Below are 18,417 nucleotides of genomic sequence, written 5' to 3' on the forward strand. Positions count from 1 at the left end.
ATGTGGACGCCACAAAAAGCACGTGACTTCATCGACCCCAGTGTCCTGGCGTCGCTCGCGGGGATGCCACTGATGGCCAGGCGGCCGATGCGTGGAACGGTTTCGGGACGACACACTAGCCCGACGCGTGGGTCGAGCGTCGAGTTCGCTCAGTACCGCAAATACGTACCCGGCGACGATCTGCGACGACTCGATTGGCGCGCCCACGGACGCAGCGACCGGTACTACGTCAAAGAGTTTGAAGCCGACACGAACCTGCGTTGCTGTCTCGTTGTCGACACGAGCGGTTCGATGGAATTTGGAACCGTTCCCGAGAAGCCGTCGGACGTATTGACAAAGAAAAACGTCACCAAACTGCAGTACGCCCGTCGCATCGCCGCAGCGATCGGATACATAGCGGTCGGTCAAGGCGACGCGGTAGGTTTGTCATGCGTGGCCGATGGGATCGTCAAACACCTGCCGGCTCTTCGCAATCCCTCACACCTGCGATCGATCTTTGACACCTTGGAACAAATCAAAGGTGAGGGGCAAACCCAGTTGGTCGATGTGCTGCACGAACTCGCCGAGACGACTCGGCAGGGCGCGATGATCATCGTGATGTCCGACTTCTTTGTCGATCCAGATCAGCTCCGCAGTTGTTTCGAACACATCCGTTTCCGCAAACACGACCTGTCGCTGTTTCACCTGCTCGATCCTCAAGAGCTGGATTTTTCGTTCGCGCGTCCGACCCGCTTTTTAGACATGGAGGGTGGCACGGCGATCTTTGCCGAGCCGAACGAGATTGCGGATCGCTATCAATCCGCCCTTCGTGAATACCTCGATCGATTCAGTGAAATCGTCACGCAAACAGGAGTCGACTACCACCGCGTCCGCATGGACGAATCCTATCAGGACGTTCTTACACGGTTCCTGACTAGACGTGCCACGGCGAGAGGTGTGCGATGAGTTTTCTGCAACCATGGATGTTGGTAGCTCTGCCGCTGGCATTGATTCCGATTGTCATTCATCTGATCAACCAACGTCGCTATCAGTCGACCCAGTGGGCGGCAATGATGTTTCTGTTGACGGCCAATCGAATGAATCGTGGTTACGCGAAGATTCGACAATGGTTGATCTTGGCTTTGCGAACACTCGTGATCGCGATGTTGATTTTCGCGATCGGACGACCGATCGCCAGCGGCATGTTGGGCGGGTCGATCGCGAGTGCGGTGTCGGGAGGCGATTCGGCAAACACGATCGTCTTACTAGACCGTTCGCCATCGATGCAGGCGAGTACCGACGGGACTTCGCAGAGCAAATTAGAAACGGGCATCGGGCAGATTGTGGACGCGTTGGAAACGATCGGAACGGAGCGTTTGATCCTGATCGAAAGCAATTCAAACTCGCCTCGTGAACTAGCATCGCCAAAAGATCTGTTGGATCTACCGGAAGCCGGTCCATCCGATGCGTCGGCGGATGTCCCCGCCCTGTTGATGGCGGCACTCGATCACATCAACGCGAATCAACTGGGGCAGGTGGATGTGTGGGTTTGTTCGGATCTGCGAATTCATGATTGGCGATCCGACGACGGTCGATGGGCCACGCTGCGAGACGCGTTTGTCGATTTCGGAAGGCGGATTCGGTTTCGCTTGCTAGCGTTCGCATCGTCCGAGTCAGCCCCCGGGTCGTCGCAACTGAACCGATCGGTGCGAATCAGCGAGTCAGCGTTGACCAATGACGACGAGGGCACAGCAGTCGTTTTGTCCGTCGTTGTTCGAGATGAGAGTCACGCGTCCGACACTGTTACAGGAGATCCAAACAGCAAACCGAACACCGTGCCGCTAACCCTCGAAATTGGTGACGCGACATCGGTTGTCGAAGTCGAAATGAGCGGCGGGATCGGCAAACTGAATTCCTACCGCGTGTCTCTTCCGGATCACACCGAAAAGGGACACGGACACGTTTCGATACCGGCGGATTTGAATCCAGCTGACAACGATTTCTATTTCACGTTCGACACGCCCGCCGTCCGCCGAACGGTGATTGTCACGGACGACGCACAAGTGGGACGGGTGCTGAAACTCGCTGCAGAGATCCCTTCGGACGAACACATCCAGTGCGAAGCGGAGGTGATCGGCCCGCGAGATGTCGATGGGATTTCTTGGGAGGACATCTCGCTGCTGATATGGCACGCGCCGCTTCCAAAGCAAACACTTCCAGCACAAACGCATCCGGGGCCAACGCAGACCGTGGAAAAGACCGGTGCCGCGGAGATAATCAATGTGTTTGTGCAACGTGGCGGCCGTGTCATCTTTCTTCCGCCGGGCTCGACAACTGACCGCGACTTTGACAACGAGATCTTTGGAACGCGTTGGAAACGTTGGCGTGAATTGGAAGATGAAAACCAAATTCGATCATGGCGAGACGACACCGATCTGCTGGCCGACACGTTGGCGGGGGCTTCCTTGCCGGTTGGTCAACTGAGAGTGGATCGGGTCGTCGGAGTCGAGGGCGATGTCACGTCGCTCGCGACGCTCGACGAAGGAGAGACACTGCTCTCGCGAGCCACCACACCTCGAGGCGGCGTGTACTTTTGTGGCACGACGCCACTTGAGTCAGACTCGTCACTCGCGGCCGATGGCGTGGTGCTATACGTGATGATCCAGCGGGCACTCGCCTCAGGAGCCAAAGCACTCAACAACACGACTAATATCGACGCGGGGACGGTGAAACCCGAAACCGCGTCACGCTGGAAACGGTTGGCGGTCAAGCGGTCGGCACTGTCGAGCGAAAACGCGTTCGTCGCGGGGGTCTTTTCACAAAACGGGGACTCCGATCTCACCGATGAAAGATTAATCGCGGTCAATCGTGAGGCGGACGAAGACATTGCCGCGACACTCGGCGATGAACAAGTCAACGCGTTGTTCCAAGGTTTGCCGTTTGTACGTGTCGACCGTCAGGCCGGCGGCGGCTCGTCTCTTGTCGAAGAAGTTTGGCGTGCGTTCTTGATCACGATGTTGGTTGCGATGATCGGCGAAGCGTTACTCTGTTTGCCGAAACAACGAGTCGAAGGGCTTTCGCGAATACCAGGAGGTGTGTCGGCATGATTGAAACCAACACGCTCACGTTCGCATGGACTCCCTGGACAATCGCGATCGCGTTGGCCGCGGTGATCACAACCGCGATTGTCGGATTGATTGCCTGTCGCCGAACCAAATGGCGTCGGTCGACGGTGGCGTTGGAGGGACTTCGGTTTGCGATGGTGTCGCTAGCGGCGATGCTGTTGGGCGGGCCGGAATGGGTGGAAGAGTATCGTCCGGACGAGAAACCCGTTGTGGCGGTTCTATGGGACGACTCGGCGAGCATGGAAACCCGTGACGTCGCCTCCGCCGCGAACACTCGCAGCGAAGCGGTCATGCCACTCACCCGGCCGGAGGCGTGGTCGTCTCTCAATGACCGGGCTGACGTTGTGATCGAATCATTCGCCGAGACCAAACGCAAAGACCAAACGAACATCACCGTTCAGCCGATCTCCAACACCAACGTGGGCAGATCCCCCGCGGCGCCGGCCGCAAAGGAAACCAACGAAACCGGCACGGATTTGGCGAGTCCGCTGGTGGATGCGTCGACGAAACACGAAAACCTTCTCGGGGTGGTGTTGGCATCGGACGGCGATTGGAACCAGGGCGGCGCCCCGTCACAGGCTGCTGCAAGGCTGCGGTCTCTCGGCGTCCCCGTTTTTGTGTTCCCGGTCGGCAGTGATACGAAGCTTCCTGACGTGGAGCTGCTGAGTTTTGACGTGCCGACGTTCGCGGTGGTCGACAAACAGGTGCGGATTGGATTCTCGATCGAAAGCTCACTGCCTCGTGATTACCTCGCCACGGTGACGATGCGAGAAGAAAGCGGTGAGGAAACATCCAAGGAAGTTCGCGTCGCCGCGATGGGGCGGACCAACGATTCCATCCGGTTCGAACCGACCGTTCTCGGCGATACGTCGCTTTCACTGACCGTGTCAACTCATCCGAGTGAGGTTCGCGACGACAACAATGAATTGGCGGCACCGATATCGATCCGCGAAGAGAAACTCCGCGTGTTGGTGATCGAGTCACTCCCACGATGGGAATACCGATATCTTCGCAACGCATTATCGCGGGACCCTGGCGTGGAGGTGTCGTGTTTGCTGTTTCATCCCGGACTCGATAAACGCGGTGGCGGAAACGCCGACTACATCACCGAGTTCCCGGCGACGAAAGAAGAGCTTGCTCGATACGACGTTGTCTTCCTCGGCGATGTCGGGATCGACGACGAACAACTGACGCCGCAACAGTGCGAATGGTTGCGTGGTTTGGTCCGCGAACAAGCCAGCGGGCTGGTGTTCATGCCGGGATGGCAGGGGCGACAATCCAGTTTGTTAGACACGGAACTCGGTGACCTCGTGCCTGTCGAGTTTGACGCGGCCCAACCGCGAGGATGGGGATCGCGAACGCCACAGCATTTTGAGTTGACCGAACTCGGCCGCCGCAGTCTGCTGACCAAGTTGTCTGACACCGCCGACGAGAATATTGAGGTGTGGGAGAACCTTCCGGGGTTTCAATGGTATGCCCCGGTGCTGCGCGCCAAACCGGGCACCGAAACGTTGTGTGTGCATCAAGAGATGAGCAACCGCTACGGGCGTTTGCCGTTGCTAGTGACGCGAACCTTCGGTGCCGGCAAAGTTCTGTTCATGGGAACCGACGGAGCCTGGCGTTGGCGGAAGGGCGTCGAAGACCTGTACCATTATCGGTTCTGGGGTCAGGTCGTGCGATGGATGGCGTATCGCCGGAACATGGCTAGCGGTGAAACGATGCGACTGTACTATTCCCCCGAACGTCCGCAGGTGCGTCAGACGATGACCATCAACGCGAACGTAATGGAACCGAGCGGCGAACCGCTGAGCAAAGGTGACGTGACGTTGAGATTGGTGTCGCCGAGCAACCATGTCGAAACGATTCGAATGGAGTCGGGTGGCGAACAATGGGGAGCGTTCTCCGGTCGAGTCACGCCGCGTGAACCGGGAACTCATCAACTGACCCTTTTCTGCAAACAGACCGGTGACACATTGGATGCGACCGTGTTCGTTCAGGGGGCGAGTCTCGAACAAATCGGCAAACCGGCCCGTCCGGAAGTTCTCGAAGAAATCGCCCGGGTCACGCGTGGGCAGGTTCTGACCATCGATCGCATGGATGACGTCATGCACTGGTTGTCGGCATTGCCGGATCCGCCGCCGTCGGTACGACGCTTGGCTTTGTGGAGCCATCCGTTGGTTGTCGGTGCGTTTATCGCATTTTTAGCTGTCTTTTGGATCGCACGAAAAGGAGTTGGGTTGATATGAACACCATCCACGAGTCCTCTCCGCTGAGTGTTCCCGAAGGATTGCAGCAACAGCTGCTTTCCTACCGTCGGCGCGTGTGGCGGATCAAAATGGTCGAGGCGATTGCGTTTACCGCGATTGTGGTCGGCCTGGCTTTCTTAGTGGTCTACGGTTGGGATCGCTTGGCCGACACGCCGCGACTGTTTCGTGGATTGCTGTTGATGGTTGCGTTGGCAACTGCGGCAATCATTCCATGGAGTTTGTATCGTTGGGTTTGGCGATATCAAAACCTCGAACCGCTCGCCCGGTTGCTCAGCAAACAATTGCCGGCAGTGGGTGATCGATTACTCGGCGTGCTCGAACTGACCCGTAGCGACAGCGAACAAGCACGGTCACCGGAGTTGTGCCAAGCGGCCATGCGACAGGTCGCCGAAGACGCCGCCGACCGGGATTTGAACCAATACACGCCGACTTCCTACCACCGATCCTGTGGTGCGATTGCCGGGTTGGTCGGCGCCGCGGTCCTGGTTCTCGCCGCACTCTATCCATCGGCGACTCGCAACGCGTGGACCAGGTTGTTGACACCGTGGACGAACACTCCGCGTTACACCTTCACCCGGATCAAGCCATTGCCGGAAGAGATTGTTTTGCCGCATGGTGAAGCGTCCGTGTTGCCGGTTGCGTTAGCAGACGCGTCACGTTGGCAACCGCCCACTGCGACGCTTCAGATCGGTGACCAATCGCCCACCACGGCAAAGCTGATCGAGGGTCGATATCATTTCACCGTGCCGCCGCAGATCAGCGATCAAAACACGGTGCTTCGCGTCGGCGACGTCACCCAAAACCTTTCAATCAAACCGACATTGCGTCCGGAGTTGTCGTCTCTCGTCGCGGATGTTCGCCTGCCCGATTACCTCGGCCATGAGGAAATGCGTCGAGTCGATTCCCGCGGTGGCAGTGTGACGATGGTTCGAGGCAGCAAAGCCGTTTTCACCGCCACGGTCAATCGCGATCTAACGGAAGGCCGCGTGAACTCTGAATCAGGACAGGTCATTGGCGCCACGCTTGCGAGCAGAACGGTGCCGGTGGATGAGGTTTCGTCGTTGCAGTTCGAATGGAAGGATCAGTTCGGATTAACACCTCGCGAACCGTTCGCACTGAACATCAACGCGGTCGATGACGAAGCCCCCACGTTGATCTGTGACGGGTTACCGCGCCAAGCCGTGGTGCTCGATAGCGAGACGTTGAAATTCACCGCTCGTGCCAGCGACGATTTTGGAATTCGCGAGATCGGGCTGATGTGGCGTGGCCTCGACATGGGATACGTCGAAGAACCCGCCAAGGGAGAACGTCCACTCGCGGCCGGCGATCATACCGCCACCGATGTGGATGCCATTGGGACGTTCTGCGCAACTCATCTCGGAATTGAACCTCAACCGATTGAGCTGTTCGTGTGGGCAGAGGATTACCTGCCGGGTCGAAATCGCATCTATTCGCCACCCCATGTGCTCTACGTGTTAACGCCCGACCAGCACGCGATCTGGATGACCGAGCAGTTGAGCAAATGGCATCGCCAGGCTCTCGACGTTCGTGACCGAGAACGTCAACTCTACGAACGCAATAAAGAGCTGCGTGATCTGCCCGCAACCGAACTCGACGATGCAGAAAACCGACGGGCGATCGAACGTCAGGCATCCGCAGAACAATCCAACGGTCGCCGACTCGACCGGCTCGGAAAAATTGGCGATGACCTGGTCAAAGCGGCATCGCGGAATCCGGAAATCGGCGTCGGGCATCTCGAGCGATGGGCGGAAATGTTGCAGGTCTTACGGGACCTCTCGGAAAACCGAATGCCATCGGTCGCCGACCTGCTCGACAACGCGGCCGAGCAACCTAACCGTCTGGCACGAACCGAAAACAATCCTGACGCGGGAGCGAAAGGCGGCCCCAAAGCGGGCCAGTCGCGTGCCAGCGGAAGCGGTGCAGGACGCGAACCGTACCAAGGCAAAAAACCAAAACTGCGAAGTGCCCCAACGCTGGCTGACATGGAGTCATCCGCCAATTCTCCCGACGAGGAACCCGCCACACCTGGATCACCCAAGAAGCCCAGCAGCCCGGCATTGCGTCTTCCCGTGACGACCGTGATCGGCAAAGCTCAACCCGGTCAGAAGAATGAACCGCCCGCCAATCAAGAAGACAGCATGCAACAAGCCGTCGAGGAACAGGAAGACTTACTCGCCGAGTTTGACCGCCTCGCCGATGAGCTCAACGCGGTGCTCGCAAACCTCGAAGGCAGCACGTTGGCGAAACGTTTGAAGGCAGCGTCGCGACAACAGAACGTGGTTGCCGGACGCCTTACCGATCAGCTGCAACCCGCGTTTGGGATCACCAAAAACGAGGTTGATGATGATGTCCGTGAAGAACTCGACAAGCTCAAGAAAACGGAAGAGACCAGTGTGACAACGGTCTCGTACATCATGGACGATCTGGCCGCTTACTTCGAACGACGCCGGTTCATGAATTTCAAAGCCACGCTCGATGAGATGAAGGACTCCGATGTGATCGGCGGGCTGCGACAACTCTCCGGGAAGATCGATGAGGAACAAGGCCTCTCGATCGCCGAAGCGGAATACTGGTCCGACGCACTAGATCGGTGGGCGGAAAACCTAGTCGATCCCGCCTGCAGCGGATCATGCCCCGGGGGCAGATCGCCCGAGAGCCTGCCGCCGTCGATCGTATTGGAAGTGCTGCAAATTCTCGAAGCGGAAATCGATCTTCGGGAAGAAACTCGCGTCGCCGAACAAGCGAAAGACGCGTTGGAAACTGGGGAACATGAACGCAACGCAAGCGGTCTGTCCAAAATACAATCCGAAATCAACGAACGCGTTGCAAAGGTCATCGATCGAATCCGAGAACTCCCCGACGCAACCAAGCACTTCAACAAAGAGCTTCGTATGCTTTCGCAGGTCGATCAGGTGATGGATGAGGCGGCTGGAATCTTAGGTAGGGCAGATACCGGCCCCAACGCGATCGCAGCCGAGACGGAGGCGATTGAATTGATCTTGCGATCCAAACGCATCAATCCCAACGGAGGCGGAGGTGGTGGCTCAACGCCGGGCGGAGGCGGCAGTGGCAACACGGTTGACTCGGCACTCGCACTGGTCGGCAAAGGCCGCAACGTCAAGGAAGTCCGCGAAAGTCGCGATGTCGGGCAGACGACCGGAAACGCCGGCATGGTATTGCCCGAAGAGTTTCGCCGCGGATTGGACGAGTACTTCAACCGAATCGGAGGATCGTGATGTTCATACGCGAGTTCTGGAAACTCTTGATCGTGGCTTCCCTGTTCGTAATTCCGGTGCAATGCGTCCACGCTCAGCAGGATGAGGCTACCGATCAGGCAGAAGCTCAACTAGCCGAGGTCGTAGAAGCCCAACTCGAAGAGGTAGAGGCGGTCGAGTTCTTGGGCATACCGAAACTGAAAATGAAAGGCGCGCCTCCCAAATTTGTAAAGCCACTCGTCAACGCTGAATTGTCGTTCGTTAAGCGAGTCTGTTCGCCATCATCTGATCAGATGAAAGAAATCGTCCACGCGGCAAAGGCGGCTTACATGGAGTGCAGTGACTTGGTGGCGGATGGCCCCATGAATGCTCAAGGGCGAGCCAACAAAGGGTGGATCCTTCGAGGTCCCAACAACGAGCAACTCAAAGAAAACCCTTACCTCCGCGTTCGCCGTGATGCCCACACCTACCTCAAACCGATTCTTTCCCCTGCTCAGTATCAATCGTATATCGAGGAGGCGGCCGAGCGAGACCGTTTCGAACGAGAAACTGCGATCGGGCTCGCGATCGGGATGCTCGATGACCGAATCGGCTTGACCCAAACGCAATACGATGAGTTAACGAAAGTACTGCTAAAAGAGTGGAAGGAAATCGACCTGCAGTGGATATTTCACTACACCAATAACAATGAATACATGCCTCCGATCCCGAAACCGTCACTCAACAAGGTACTGACAAAGAAACAACAAAAGATGCTCGAATCGATCCAGAACATCAGAATTATGTTCGGATGGAACAATGGGTTTGGAGCCAACATCGCATTGAAAGAGGAGTGGCTGAAGTGAGACAACGATTCACCCCCCAACCAATTCACTGCGGGACGAGACTCCTCCGTGCGAGCGTTGCCTCGATCGCATTTGTCATCGTGCTGCAGTTGACTGCGGTGGCTCACTCACAAGGTTTTGTGATTACGCAGAACCAGTTCGAAAGTTGGATTTTCTCGACACTGCGTAACCAAGCGAATGCCCGCACTGTACTCAAAGACCGAATCAAATTGGAGATCGACCGCCTCGATCAAGTTGCTCCGTTGACGCAAACGCAGAAGGTCAAGATTCGATTCGCGGGAAAAGGGGACATCAGCCGTTTCTTCCGTGATGCTGATGCCGCCATCGCCGAATTCAAAAAGCGGGAGGCGGCAGGCGAGATCAATCAAAACGCGATCAACGAGATCTATCAACTCGCGATGCCGCTGCAGCAGCGTCTCAGCAAAGGGCTCTTTCGAGACAACTCTCTGTTGCAAAAAGTGGCCAAGGCGACGATGGATCAACAGCAATCCTTAGAACTGGAAAAACGCAGCAAACGAAAGCTGAATCGTCGACTGGACCTTGTTTGTGCCGCGTACGTCGGGAACCTCGGCAGGCAGGTTTCCATGACCAAGGATCAGCGTGATGAGTTTTCGAAACTACTGCGAGAAAACATCGACATAGGCCTCGCGTCCGCAGCGTATCTATCGTACGTGGTCATGATCAAAGCGAGCGAACTACCGAACGAGGAGTTTGAAAAGATCTTTGATGAAACACAACTCAATGCGATTCGCGGCTCGTTCGCTCAAGTCCGGGGGCTGAAGGCGAATCTGCAACAAATGGGGGTGTTGGATGAATAGGCATGCAAACACGCAGTGGACAATCACATCGCTCATCTTAGTTGTACTGAGCAGTGTTGTTTTCACCGGCCTCGCATCGGCGCAGTTTCCGACCGCACAGATGGGCGAGATCGTGCCGCGTGATGTGCGAGAAACCTACGAAAAGGGACTCCGATTTCTCGCCACAACCCAGACCGAAGACGGGACGTGGCAGGGTGGACACGGCGGTCCCGGCGTGACCGGGATGGCAGTGATGGCGTTCCTGGCTTCCGGCGAAGATCCTAACTTTGGCATCTACAGCGGCAATATTCGTCGCGGTCTGCGAAGCATGCTGCGTAGCCAAGATCCATCGACGGGAATCTTCGGCGGTAACATGGGACACACCAGCATGTACAACCACGGCTTTGCGATGTTGGCAGTCGCGGAAGCCTACGGCGCGGTGGATGACTCCGACTTGTGGAGCGGTGGGCAGGTAACCGGCACACACCCGATGAAACTCGGCCAGTCGCTCGAACTCGCGGTTCGGGGAGCGGTCACGTCGCAGAAGAAGAATAAGTTTGGCGGATGGCGATACGGACCGGACGCGACGGACGCGGACACCTCCGTCAGCGGAGCCGTCATGGTCGGACTGCTCGCGGCACGCAACGCAGGAATCGAAGTGCCGGACGAAGCGATCGATCGAGGCGTCGCATACTTCAAATCGATGACGAGTGACTCCGGTCAAGTCGCGTATTCAGGCATTGGCGGGTATGACGATTCGATTCCTCGGATCTCGATCGGTTCACTCGTGTACGCGATCTCGCGCCGCAAAGACATACCACAGTTCCAGGCGACCCTCGCGGCACTGACGGAACGTCTTGAACAGTCCTCGAACAGCTATCTCCGGTACGGGCAGTACTACCAAGCCCAAGCGCTCTTTCAGGGAGACGTCGATGCGTGGGAAAAATGGAATGAACAATTGATTCGGGAATTGAAAGCCGACCAACAGGACGACGGCAGCTTCACCGGATCGTTGGGCAAACCAGTCGATTCCGCGATGGCGCTTCTCGCGATGGCGTTGAATTTTCGTTTCCTGCCGATCTACGAGCGATAACCGACATGATGAGTCGAAAACGCGGCAACATGAAGATTCAAACGTATCTAACGATTCCGGGTTGGCTCTTTGCTGCCTTGGTTTGTTCGATGGTTACCGGTTTTGCCATGCGATCGGATGTCAGGGCCGAAGGCGTGTCTGGTCTTGGGACGTTGAGAATCGTCGGTGGCGATTTCATGCCCGGCGAGTTGGCACCGACGAGAGAATCCGGCCGGGGGAAAATCGCTTGGCGATACCCGCACTTCGATCAGCCGATCGAACTGGAAACGCAAACCGTCCTCTCGGGCTCGTTCCCGATTCCCTCACCGACTCCCGTCGCGTTGGGTGATTTCTTGTTTGATCTTGTCGATGGCGATCGTGTTTATGGCAAACTTCTAAGAAGCAAAGACTCACGATTGCGAATCGAAACCGAGTACTTTGGCGAAATCACCATTCCCCGGACGTCTGTCCGCCATCTTTCGCCGTGGCGTGACGGCGAAGCGATGCATTTCACCGGCCCGGGGGCACTCAAACAATGGACTCTTTCGGGTGCCGCGGATTCGTGGACATCGAGGGGAAGAGAGCTTCGCACCGACAAATCGCAGGTGTCCCTTTTTCGCGACGTAGACCTACCGAATTTGTTTCAAATCGAAGCCGAATTGAGCTGGGAGGGTAAGCCTGATTTCATCTTTGCGATCGGCGTCGACCAACAGAACCATGACGATTCCGAGAGCAACGCCTACCGCGTCGAGGTGTGGGAAGAGGACGTTGTCCTGCTGCGTGAACTCCCGGATGTCGCCGAGGTGATTCCCCTGGGTACGGTTGCCGATTTGGACGGCCATTTGAGTCTCATCGTGCAGTGCAACCAGAACGACGGCCACGTGGTCGTGCTTTCGCCGGAAGGAACTCGGTTGGGTGAATTTGAATTGCCCGCCGACGATTACCCTGACGTTCAACCCGCGGTCCGTTTGACCAACCTACGGGGCAACATCTCGTTGGAGTCGATCCGCGTCATCGAGATTACTTCGGAGTTGTTGGATAAGACGCCCGCGGCATCGGACACCGTTCGCATGAAGGACGGAAGTATTCACACAGGCGAACTGAGATTCATCGACACGGACGAGTGGGAGATCAAAACACAAGATGATGTCCACCCCATCCGGCCCGGCGAGGTCGTGAGCATCCACTTTGCTCGCGGTCCCTCTCAAGAAACGCTCCCCCATAAAACTCCCGAAGAAGAATCGCCCGAGAAGGAATCGCCCGAAGATGAAACAATCAAGGACGAAACTCGCGAAGAGGTGAGCATAGAGGAACCCCCATCATCACCGTCGGGGATGCAGGTCACCACGCACGACGGGACTCGATTGACCGGTGCATTGGATTCCGTTTCGGATACGGGGATGACTCTGCATGTCGATTCCTTCGACGAATCATTGGAGATCGCGACCGACCAGATTGCTCGATTTCGGGTCCTCGAACCGAGTCCCGGGGAGCGTGAGTCTTCTCCGTTCATCCTGGGCCGATTGCACTTTCCGGACGGTCGCTTGACCGGCGGCCTGGTCGACACCGACAGCGTCGACACACCGACACCTCTTCGTTTTGCTCCGCGAGCGGCAGCGCCGGTGAATCTCCTCGCCAGTTTTTCAGGGCGAATGGTCTATCGCGCGACTCCGCCTCCTGAAACGGAAAAACAGCGACAAGCACGCAGAGAACGCGAAGCCGCGCAACAAAAACAAGCTGCCAGACGTGCCAATCAAGGTGGTGTTTGGAACGTACTCAAACGGGCATTCGGAAACAACACGCACACCAGTCACAAACAAATCCAGTCGCCTTCGATGCACCTACGTTCCGGTGAAATCATCCCGTGCACCGTCGAAGCGATCGACGAATCAGGAGTGCGTTTTTCATCGGAACTCACGGAGAGAACTTTGTTGCCGGCGAACGAGTTGAAGGTGATTCAGTTTACCCATGAGGGCCATGAACCATCGATCGACGTTGATCGACGCGAGCGTTTGTTAACGCTGCCGCGAGTTCGCAAACGAAACCGCCCAACTCATTTGGTCATGGCCACCAATGGCGATATGTTGCGGTGCCGCATGATCAGTTTGTCTGCAGACACGCTGTTGGTGGAGAGCCGACTCGAAAAGATTGAGATCGATCGATCCCTCGTCGCTCAGATCATTTGGCTTCAAGACGAAGCAGACTCCGCTGATGCAGATCAGACGCCACCGGAAGAGGCAGCTCAATCATTGGCGGTCCGTGCCATCCTTCGAAATCGCAATCGGATGTCGATGTACGTCGAACGGTTGCGCGACAGCATTCTCTCGGGGAAGCATCCGCTACTAGGGAAAACCCAACTCAAATTGGGCGATGTCAACGAGTTGTTGATCGGAATCGATATCCGCGAAAACGAACCGGAGCAACCCTACAGTCTGTGGAGCCTCAAGGACGCCCCTGAGCCGATCATTCCCGATCCCGGTGGTGGAACGAATGCGGGTGCGTCTTCGTCTCTCGTTGGCAAACAGGCTCCTGAGTTCGAGTTGGATCTCCTCGAAGGCGGCCACTTTTCTCTCGCCGATCAACGAGGACAGGTCGTTGTGTTGGACTTTTGGGCGACCTGGTGTGGTCCGTGTCTGCAAGCAATGCCGATGATCGAAGGTGTCGTCTCCGATTTCGAGGGCGACGATGTGCGGTTGGTCGCGGTGAACCTGCAGGAGTCATCCGATACTATCCGCGAGACGCTAGAGCGACTGAAGATCTCTCCGGATGTCGTATTGGACATCGACGGCGTGGCGGCGGCGCGGTATCAGGCGAATGCGATTCCGCAAACTGTAGTCATCGATCGAGCGGGCGTGATCCGGCGTTTGTACGTCGGTGGTGGGCCCAAACTGGGCGAACAGTTGCGTGAGGCAATTACCGATGCCCTCGGCGAGACACCGCCGAAATAACACGGTCTTCACAATTTCACGCTGGGCTCGAAGTTACGCCGTTTCACGGAGGCACCGCATCCGTTCATCTCCCTATTCGTGCCCCTCCATGTGGAAACAACGGCGTACAGGAGACAACGAGCAGTTTTGGACGACGGGAGACAGTGCCCACTATCGACAAGACGCCTATAATGCGGGCATGAACAAGCATCGCCACCGCCCCGTTTCTCACCGCTCGGCCGACGCCGCGTTTCGACGCGTCGGGATCGCCGGATCGGCGTGCATTATTGCTAGCCTTTGGTGGCTCAGTTTGGCGTCGTATGCGCCCGCGCAGGAGGCAAACGACGCGGCGCCGAAACAAACGCCTCGGGGATATTTGATCGATGTGCCGCAGCCGATCACAACACGTGACGTTGATCAAATCCTGTCGCAGCTCACACGGCTCTCCCTGGCGGTACGTCAAACGGCACCCAACTCGGACGACGCCGCGGCAAGGCGTGCCAGCGTCGTGCTGCGTTTTGGCTCCTCGGGGATGCCCTCCAACCAACCGACGCGGGATGTCGAATCGGGCACACCGGGTGACGAGGGGACTCAAAACACGACCGCTCTTGAGGACGCGTTGAAACTAGCGCGGGCTATCTCGGGAAGAGACCTCCACCGTATCCGCTCGATCGCGTGGGTTGATCGCGCGGTGCGAGGCAGCGACGTGCTGTTGGTTCTCGCCTGCGAATCAATCTTGGTATCGTCCGATGGATCCATCGGTGATGCGACTGAGGGAGAACCGGCCGGTGACGAGACGACACAACTGATTTATCAGTCCATTGCGAAACGCCGCAGTCTGTTGGCGTCCGAGATCGTCAAAGGTTTAGCGAATTCCGAATTGGCCGTCGCACGTGTGCGTCTCGCCGAAGGAGACACGCGGTTTGCGGTGGGCGAAGAGCTGCGGCAACTCCGACGCGAAGGGGCCATCGTCGAAGAAACCATTTGGTCCGAAGCGGGACAACCATTGATTCTCACCGCCGATCAACTCCGCGAACTCAGAGCGGCGACGGCGATAGTCGACTCGGTCGACGAGGTTGCCGACCGGCTCGGTTTGGCCGGTTTGCGAAACGAGGATGTTGACGCGTCAGGCGAGGCGGTCGGCGCGTTGCTCCGCATCAACGGCCCGGTACGACGAGACCGTGTGCGACGATGGCAATCCAACCTCGCGGCGACGATCGAACGTGGCGAGACGAACACATGGTTAGTCGAGATCGATTCGCCGGGCGGATACCTGACAGGCAGCGCATCGATGGCCGCGTTTATCGCAGACCCAGGAACGTCGATTCGCAGCGTGGGCGGATACATCTCTCGCGAGGCACGTGGCGACGCGGCGTTGTTGGCGTTGGCATGCCGACCGCTGGCGATGCATCCCGATGCGACGCTCGGTGGCAGCGGCGCCGAAGCGATAAACCCCGAAGATGTTCGCGGTCAACGTGAGCTGATCGCACTGATTGCAAACGCGACCGGACGCAGCGAAACGCTACTGCGGGGGATACTCGATCCGAGTTTGCCGGTTCACCGGTACATCAACCGACGTACCGGACGGGTGCGGTATGCGATCCCGAGCGAACTGGCCGAAGAAGCACTGCAGGGCGAAGAAGACGTCGCCACGGAATGGAAACGCGAACAACGCATCGAACTCGCCGACGGACTCACCGCGCAGGCGGCGATCGAATTGGGACTCGTGGATGAGTCCGCCGACTCATTGCAAAAGGCTGCTCAAACGATCGGTCTGGCCGACGTACCGAATCAACTGTCCGACCGGGGATTGGTCCGCTGGGTGGAACGACTCGGACGCAATGACGGACTCGCGTTTGGCTTGCTGTTGCTCGGTTTCATGATGTTGTCGACCGAGGCGAGCGCCCCCGGGTTGGGACTGCCGGGGTTCATCGCGATGTTGTGTTTTGCCTTTTTCTTCTGGACGAAATTTCTCGCCGGGACTGCGGAGTGGTTGGAACTGCTCGCGTTCGGACTGGGATTGGTGTGTTTGGCGATCGAAATATTCGTGTTGCCGGGATTCGGTGTGTTCGGGATTGGCGGACTCTTTCTGACAGTGCTCGGTGTCGTGTTGATGAGCCAGACGTTTGTGATCCCGCGGAACAGCTATCAGGTCAATGAACTCACCCAAGGGGTTTGGATGGCGATCGGGGGAATGGGCGGATTGGTGATCGGTTTCCTGATCGTGCGCGCGTTCTTGCCTCAGGCGGCGACGGCAACCGGACTCGCGATGGAAAGCCCGCCGACGGACATGGACCGGCTCGAACGGCTCGCCGACTTCGATCACCTTCAAGGAAAATCCGGTGTCGCGTCGACGCGGCTGCGTCCGTCCGGAAAGGCTCGCTTTGGCGATCAAGTCGTTGCGGTGGTTAGTGACGGATCGGCGATCGACCCCGGACAATCGGTACGGGTGGTCGCGGTGCACGGCAACCGAATCGTCGTCGAAGCGGTGGAAGATTAATGCCCGCTTTTTATGCGATCGCCTTGCTGGTTGCCTTCTACGCCCTCATCGCGGCCGAGATCCTGATTCCCAGTGGAGGTATCTTGGGACTCACCGCCGCAGTGGTGGGAGTGACGTCGATCATCATCGGATGCACCTACAGCATCACGATGGGAATGACGCTGTTGCTGGTTTATTTGATCACGACTCCGATCGTGTTTGCGATCTTGATTCGGCTGTGGCCGACGACTCGCATCGGCCGTCAAATGCTCAACCGTGACACACTGCAGTCGGACACCACGTTACCGCCCGCAACGACGCTCGATGGCACCCCGTTGATCGAATTGGTCGGGCGGATCGGGGTCGCGATGTCCAACCTGTTGCCCAGTGGACAGGTGAAAGTAGACGGGCACAAGACCGATGCCGTCAGCACCGGGCTACCGATCGACGCGGGAACACACGTGATGGTAGTCCGAGTGAACGCGGGAAAACTGCAGGTACGGCAAGCCAGCCCCGACGAGATTGCCGGTCAAACGACACAGCCGTCAACGTTCCCCGCATCCTCGACAGCCCCCGCATCCTCGATAGGCCCAGTAACCTCGACGGCCCCGGCACCTTCCATCGCCGCTGCAGAAACGCCGGATCAATCGCTCGTCGTTGACAGCACTCCACCGACAACCGAATCATCACAAGCCGAGATTGCCGCCTCGCCACTGGATGACATTGATTTGGAAATACTCAACGTCGATGCACAGACAGACGACGAGTCAGACGGTGCACCATCACGAAACTGACCAACGCACCACTCGATCGTGACTCGAAGAGCAGTCGTTGATTCGTGAATTCGAAAGCGGCTGAAGTGGCTCCCAGGTGGAACCGTCGTCGCTCGCATGTTCGCCACGCAGCAGACGCGACAATTCGGCAGGGGGCTGCAAGCCACTTTGCGTGCATCAATATGTTAAAACAGATGTTCAATGACTTGTTGTAGCCCACCAGTGTGAAGGAATGATTGATGAAAGTTCTATTGGCAGTCGACGGATCAATCCACGCGCTTCACGCCTGCAAATACTTAGCCGCGTTTCCGTTACCTCAACCTCTGCAGGTGGAAATACTGACCGTCGTCAATCCACCTGAAGTGGTGATGAGCGCTCAAAGCGAACTCTGGTATCCCCAGTTTGTGGAACATCAAGAACAGGTCGCCAAGCACGCGCTCTCATCAGGAGAACGTGCGATCCGTGATTTGGATGCTGAAATCACGTCGCATCAAATGATGGGCCATGTTGGACACTGCATCGTTGAAAGAGCGACCGAAGGGAAGTTCGACCTCGTTGTCGTTGCCGCGAAAGGACACTCGGCTCTCGAACGCGTACTGTTGGGCAGCGTGAGCGATTACGTGGCCACTCATTCTCCATGCACTGCCCTCGTAGTCCGGCAGGAGATTCCGGAAGACCGCGGACCCGACGACGAGATTCCTCCTATCCACATCCGCAGGGGAATGATCGCGGTGGATGAACGAGGTGTCTCGGAAGCAATGCTCAACGAGGTATGCCGCTACCCGTGGACCGACGAACATCAACTCACCACGGTGACCGCATCGGTGAAACTAGAGGTTTTCCGTGAAGACATCTTGGCCTCGACCATGGAGGAGGCCGCGCGACGTCGCACCGAGGCACGACGCTGTGCCGATGCT

At 57.4% G+C, this 18,417-nt stretch carries 11 protein-coding genes; all 11 read left to right on the forward strand.

Features of this window, described 5'->3' with window-relative positions:
* Positions 1-945: a DUF58 domain-containing protein gene (locus RSSM_RS03130; RefSeq protein ID WP_008674382.1), complete on the forward strand. Its 945-nt coding sequence runs from the start codon at positions 1-3 to the stop codon at positions 943-945.
* Positions 942-3,086: a BatA domain-containing protein gene (locus RSSM_RS03135; RefSeq protein WP_008674384.1), complete on the forward strand. Its 2,145-nt coding sequence runs from the start codon at positions 942-944 to the stop codon at positions 3,084-3,086. The genes RSSM_RS03130 and RSSM_RS03135 overlap by 4 nt, the downstream gene beginning before the upstream one ends.
* The gene (locus RSSM_RS03140; RefSeq protein ID WP_008674385.1) at positions 3,083-5,350 is read left to right on the forward strand and encodes a membrane protein; all 2,268 of its coding nucleotides are present in this window, start codon (positions 3,083-3,085) and stop codon (positions 5,348-5,350) included. The genes RSSM_RS03135 and RSSM_RS03140 overlap by 4 nt, the downstream gene beginning before the upstream one ends.
* Complete coding sequence (locus tag RSSM_RS03145; RefSeq protein ID WP_008674387.1) at positions 5,347-8,628, forward strand: hypothetical protein; 3,282 nt, start codon at positions 5,347-5,349, stop codon at positions 8,626-8,628. The genes RSSM_RS03140 and RSSM_RS03145 overlap by 4 nt, the downstream gene beginning before the upstream one ends.
* Positions 8,628-9,452, forward strand: coding sequence for a hypothetical protein (locus tag RSSM_RS03150; protein WP_008674388.1), 825 nt, complete (start codon positions 8,628-8,630; stop codon positions 9,450-9,452). The genes RSSM_RS03145 and RSSM_RS03150 overlap by 1 nt, the downstream gene beginning before the upstream one ends.
* Complete coding sequence (locus tag RSSM_RS03155) at positions 9,449-10,270, forward strand: hypothetical protein (RefSeq protein ID WP_144059530.1); 822 nt, start codon at positions 9,449-9,451, stop codon at positions 10,268-10,270. Before RSSM_RS03150 ends, RSSM_RS03155 begins: the two co-directional genes overlap by 4 nt.
* On the forward strand, positions 10,263-11,342 hold the full coding sequence (locus RSSM_RS03160) for a prenyltransferase/squalene oxidase repeat-containing protein (RefSeq protein ID WP_008674391.1): 1,080 nt from the start codon (positions 10,263-10,265) through the stop codon (positions 11,340-11,342). Before RSSM_RS03155 ends, RSSM_RS03160 begins: the two co-directional genes overlap by 8 nt.
* Before the next feature lie 2,270 nt (positions 11,343-13,612).
* The gene (locus tag RSSM_RS35405) at positions 13,613-14,269 is read left to right on the forward strand and encodes a TlpA family protein disulfide reductase (RefSeq protein ID WP_390174041.1); all 657 of its coding nucleotides are present in this window, start codon (positions 13,613-13,615) and stop codon (positions 14,267-14,269) included.
* Positions 14,270-14,357: 88 nt separating this feature from the next.
* Entirely contained in the window at positions 14,358-16,748 is a 2,391-nt protein-coding gene (locus tag RSSM_RS03170; RefSeq protein ID WP_008674395.1) for an NfeD family protein, read from the forward strand.
* The gene (locus tag RSSM_RS03175) at positions 16,748-17,521 is read left to right on the forward strand and encodes an NfeD family protein (protein ID WP_008674396.1); all 774 of its coding nucleotides are present in this window, start codon (positions 16,748-16,750) and stop codon (positions 17,519-17,521) included. Before RSSM_RS03170 ends, RSSM_RS03175 begins: the two co-directional genes overlap by 1 nt.
* Before the next feature lie 218 nt (positions 17,522-17,739).
* The coding region (locus RSSM_RS31435; RefSeq protein ID WP_144059532.1) for a universal stress protein at positions 17,740-18,417 on the forward strand (678 nt) is incomplete at its 3' end.

The organism is Aporhodopirellula sallentina SM41, assembly GCF_000346505.1.
Lineage (GTDB): Bacteria > Planctomycetota > Planctomycetia > Pirellulales > Pirellulaceae > Rhodopirellula > Rhodopirellula sallentina.

Excerpts from the sequence above, each read along its gene's own strand:
- RSSM_RS03130 (WP_008674382.1), top strand. The coding sequence starts at position 1 with ATGTGGACGCCACAAAAAGCACGTGACTTCATCGACCCCAGTGTCCTG.
- RSSM_RS03135 (WP_008674384.1), top strand. The coding sequence starts at position 942 with ATGAGTTTTCTGCAACCATGGATGTTGGTAGCTCTGCCGCTGGCATTG.
- RSSM_RS03140 (WP_008674385.1), top strand. The coding sequence starts at position 3,083 with ATGATTGAAACCAACACGCTCACGTTCGCATGGACTCCCTGGACAATC.
- RSSM_RS03145 (WP_008674387.1), top strand. The coding sequence starts at position 5,347 with ATGAACACCATCCACGAGTCCTCTCCGCTGAGTGTTCCCGAAGGATTG.
- RSSM_RS03150 (WP_008674388.1), top strand. The coding sequence starts at position 8,628 with ATGTTCATACGCGAGTTCTGGAAACTCTTGATCGTGGCTTCCCTGTTC.
- RSSM_RS03160 (WP_008674391.1), top strand. The coding sequence starts at position 10,263 with ATGAATAGGCATGCAAACACGCAGTGGACAATCACATCGCTCATCTTA.
- RSSM_RS35405 (WP_390174041.1), top strand. The coding sequence starts at position 13,613 with ATGTACGTCGAACGGTTGCGCGACAGCATTCTCTCGGGGAAGCATCCG.
- RSSM_RS03170 (WP_008674395.1), top strand. The coding sequence starts at position 14,358 with ATGTGGAAACAACGGCGTACAGGAGACAACGAGCAGTTTTGGACGACG.
- RSSM_RS03175 (WP_008674396.1), top strand. The coding sequence starts at position 16,748 with ATGCCCGCTTTTTATGCGATCGCCTTGCTGGTTGCCTTCTACGCCCTC.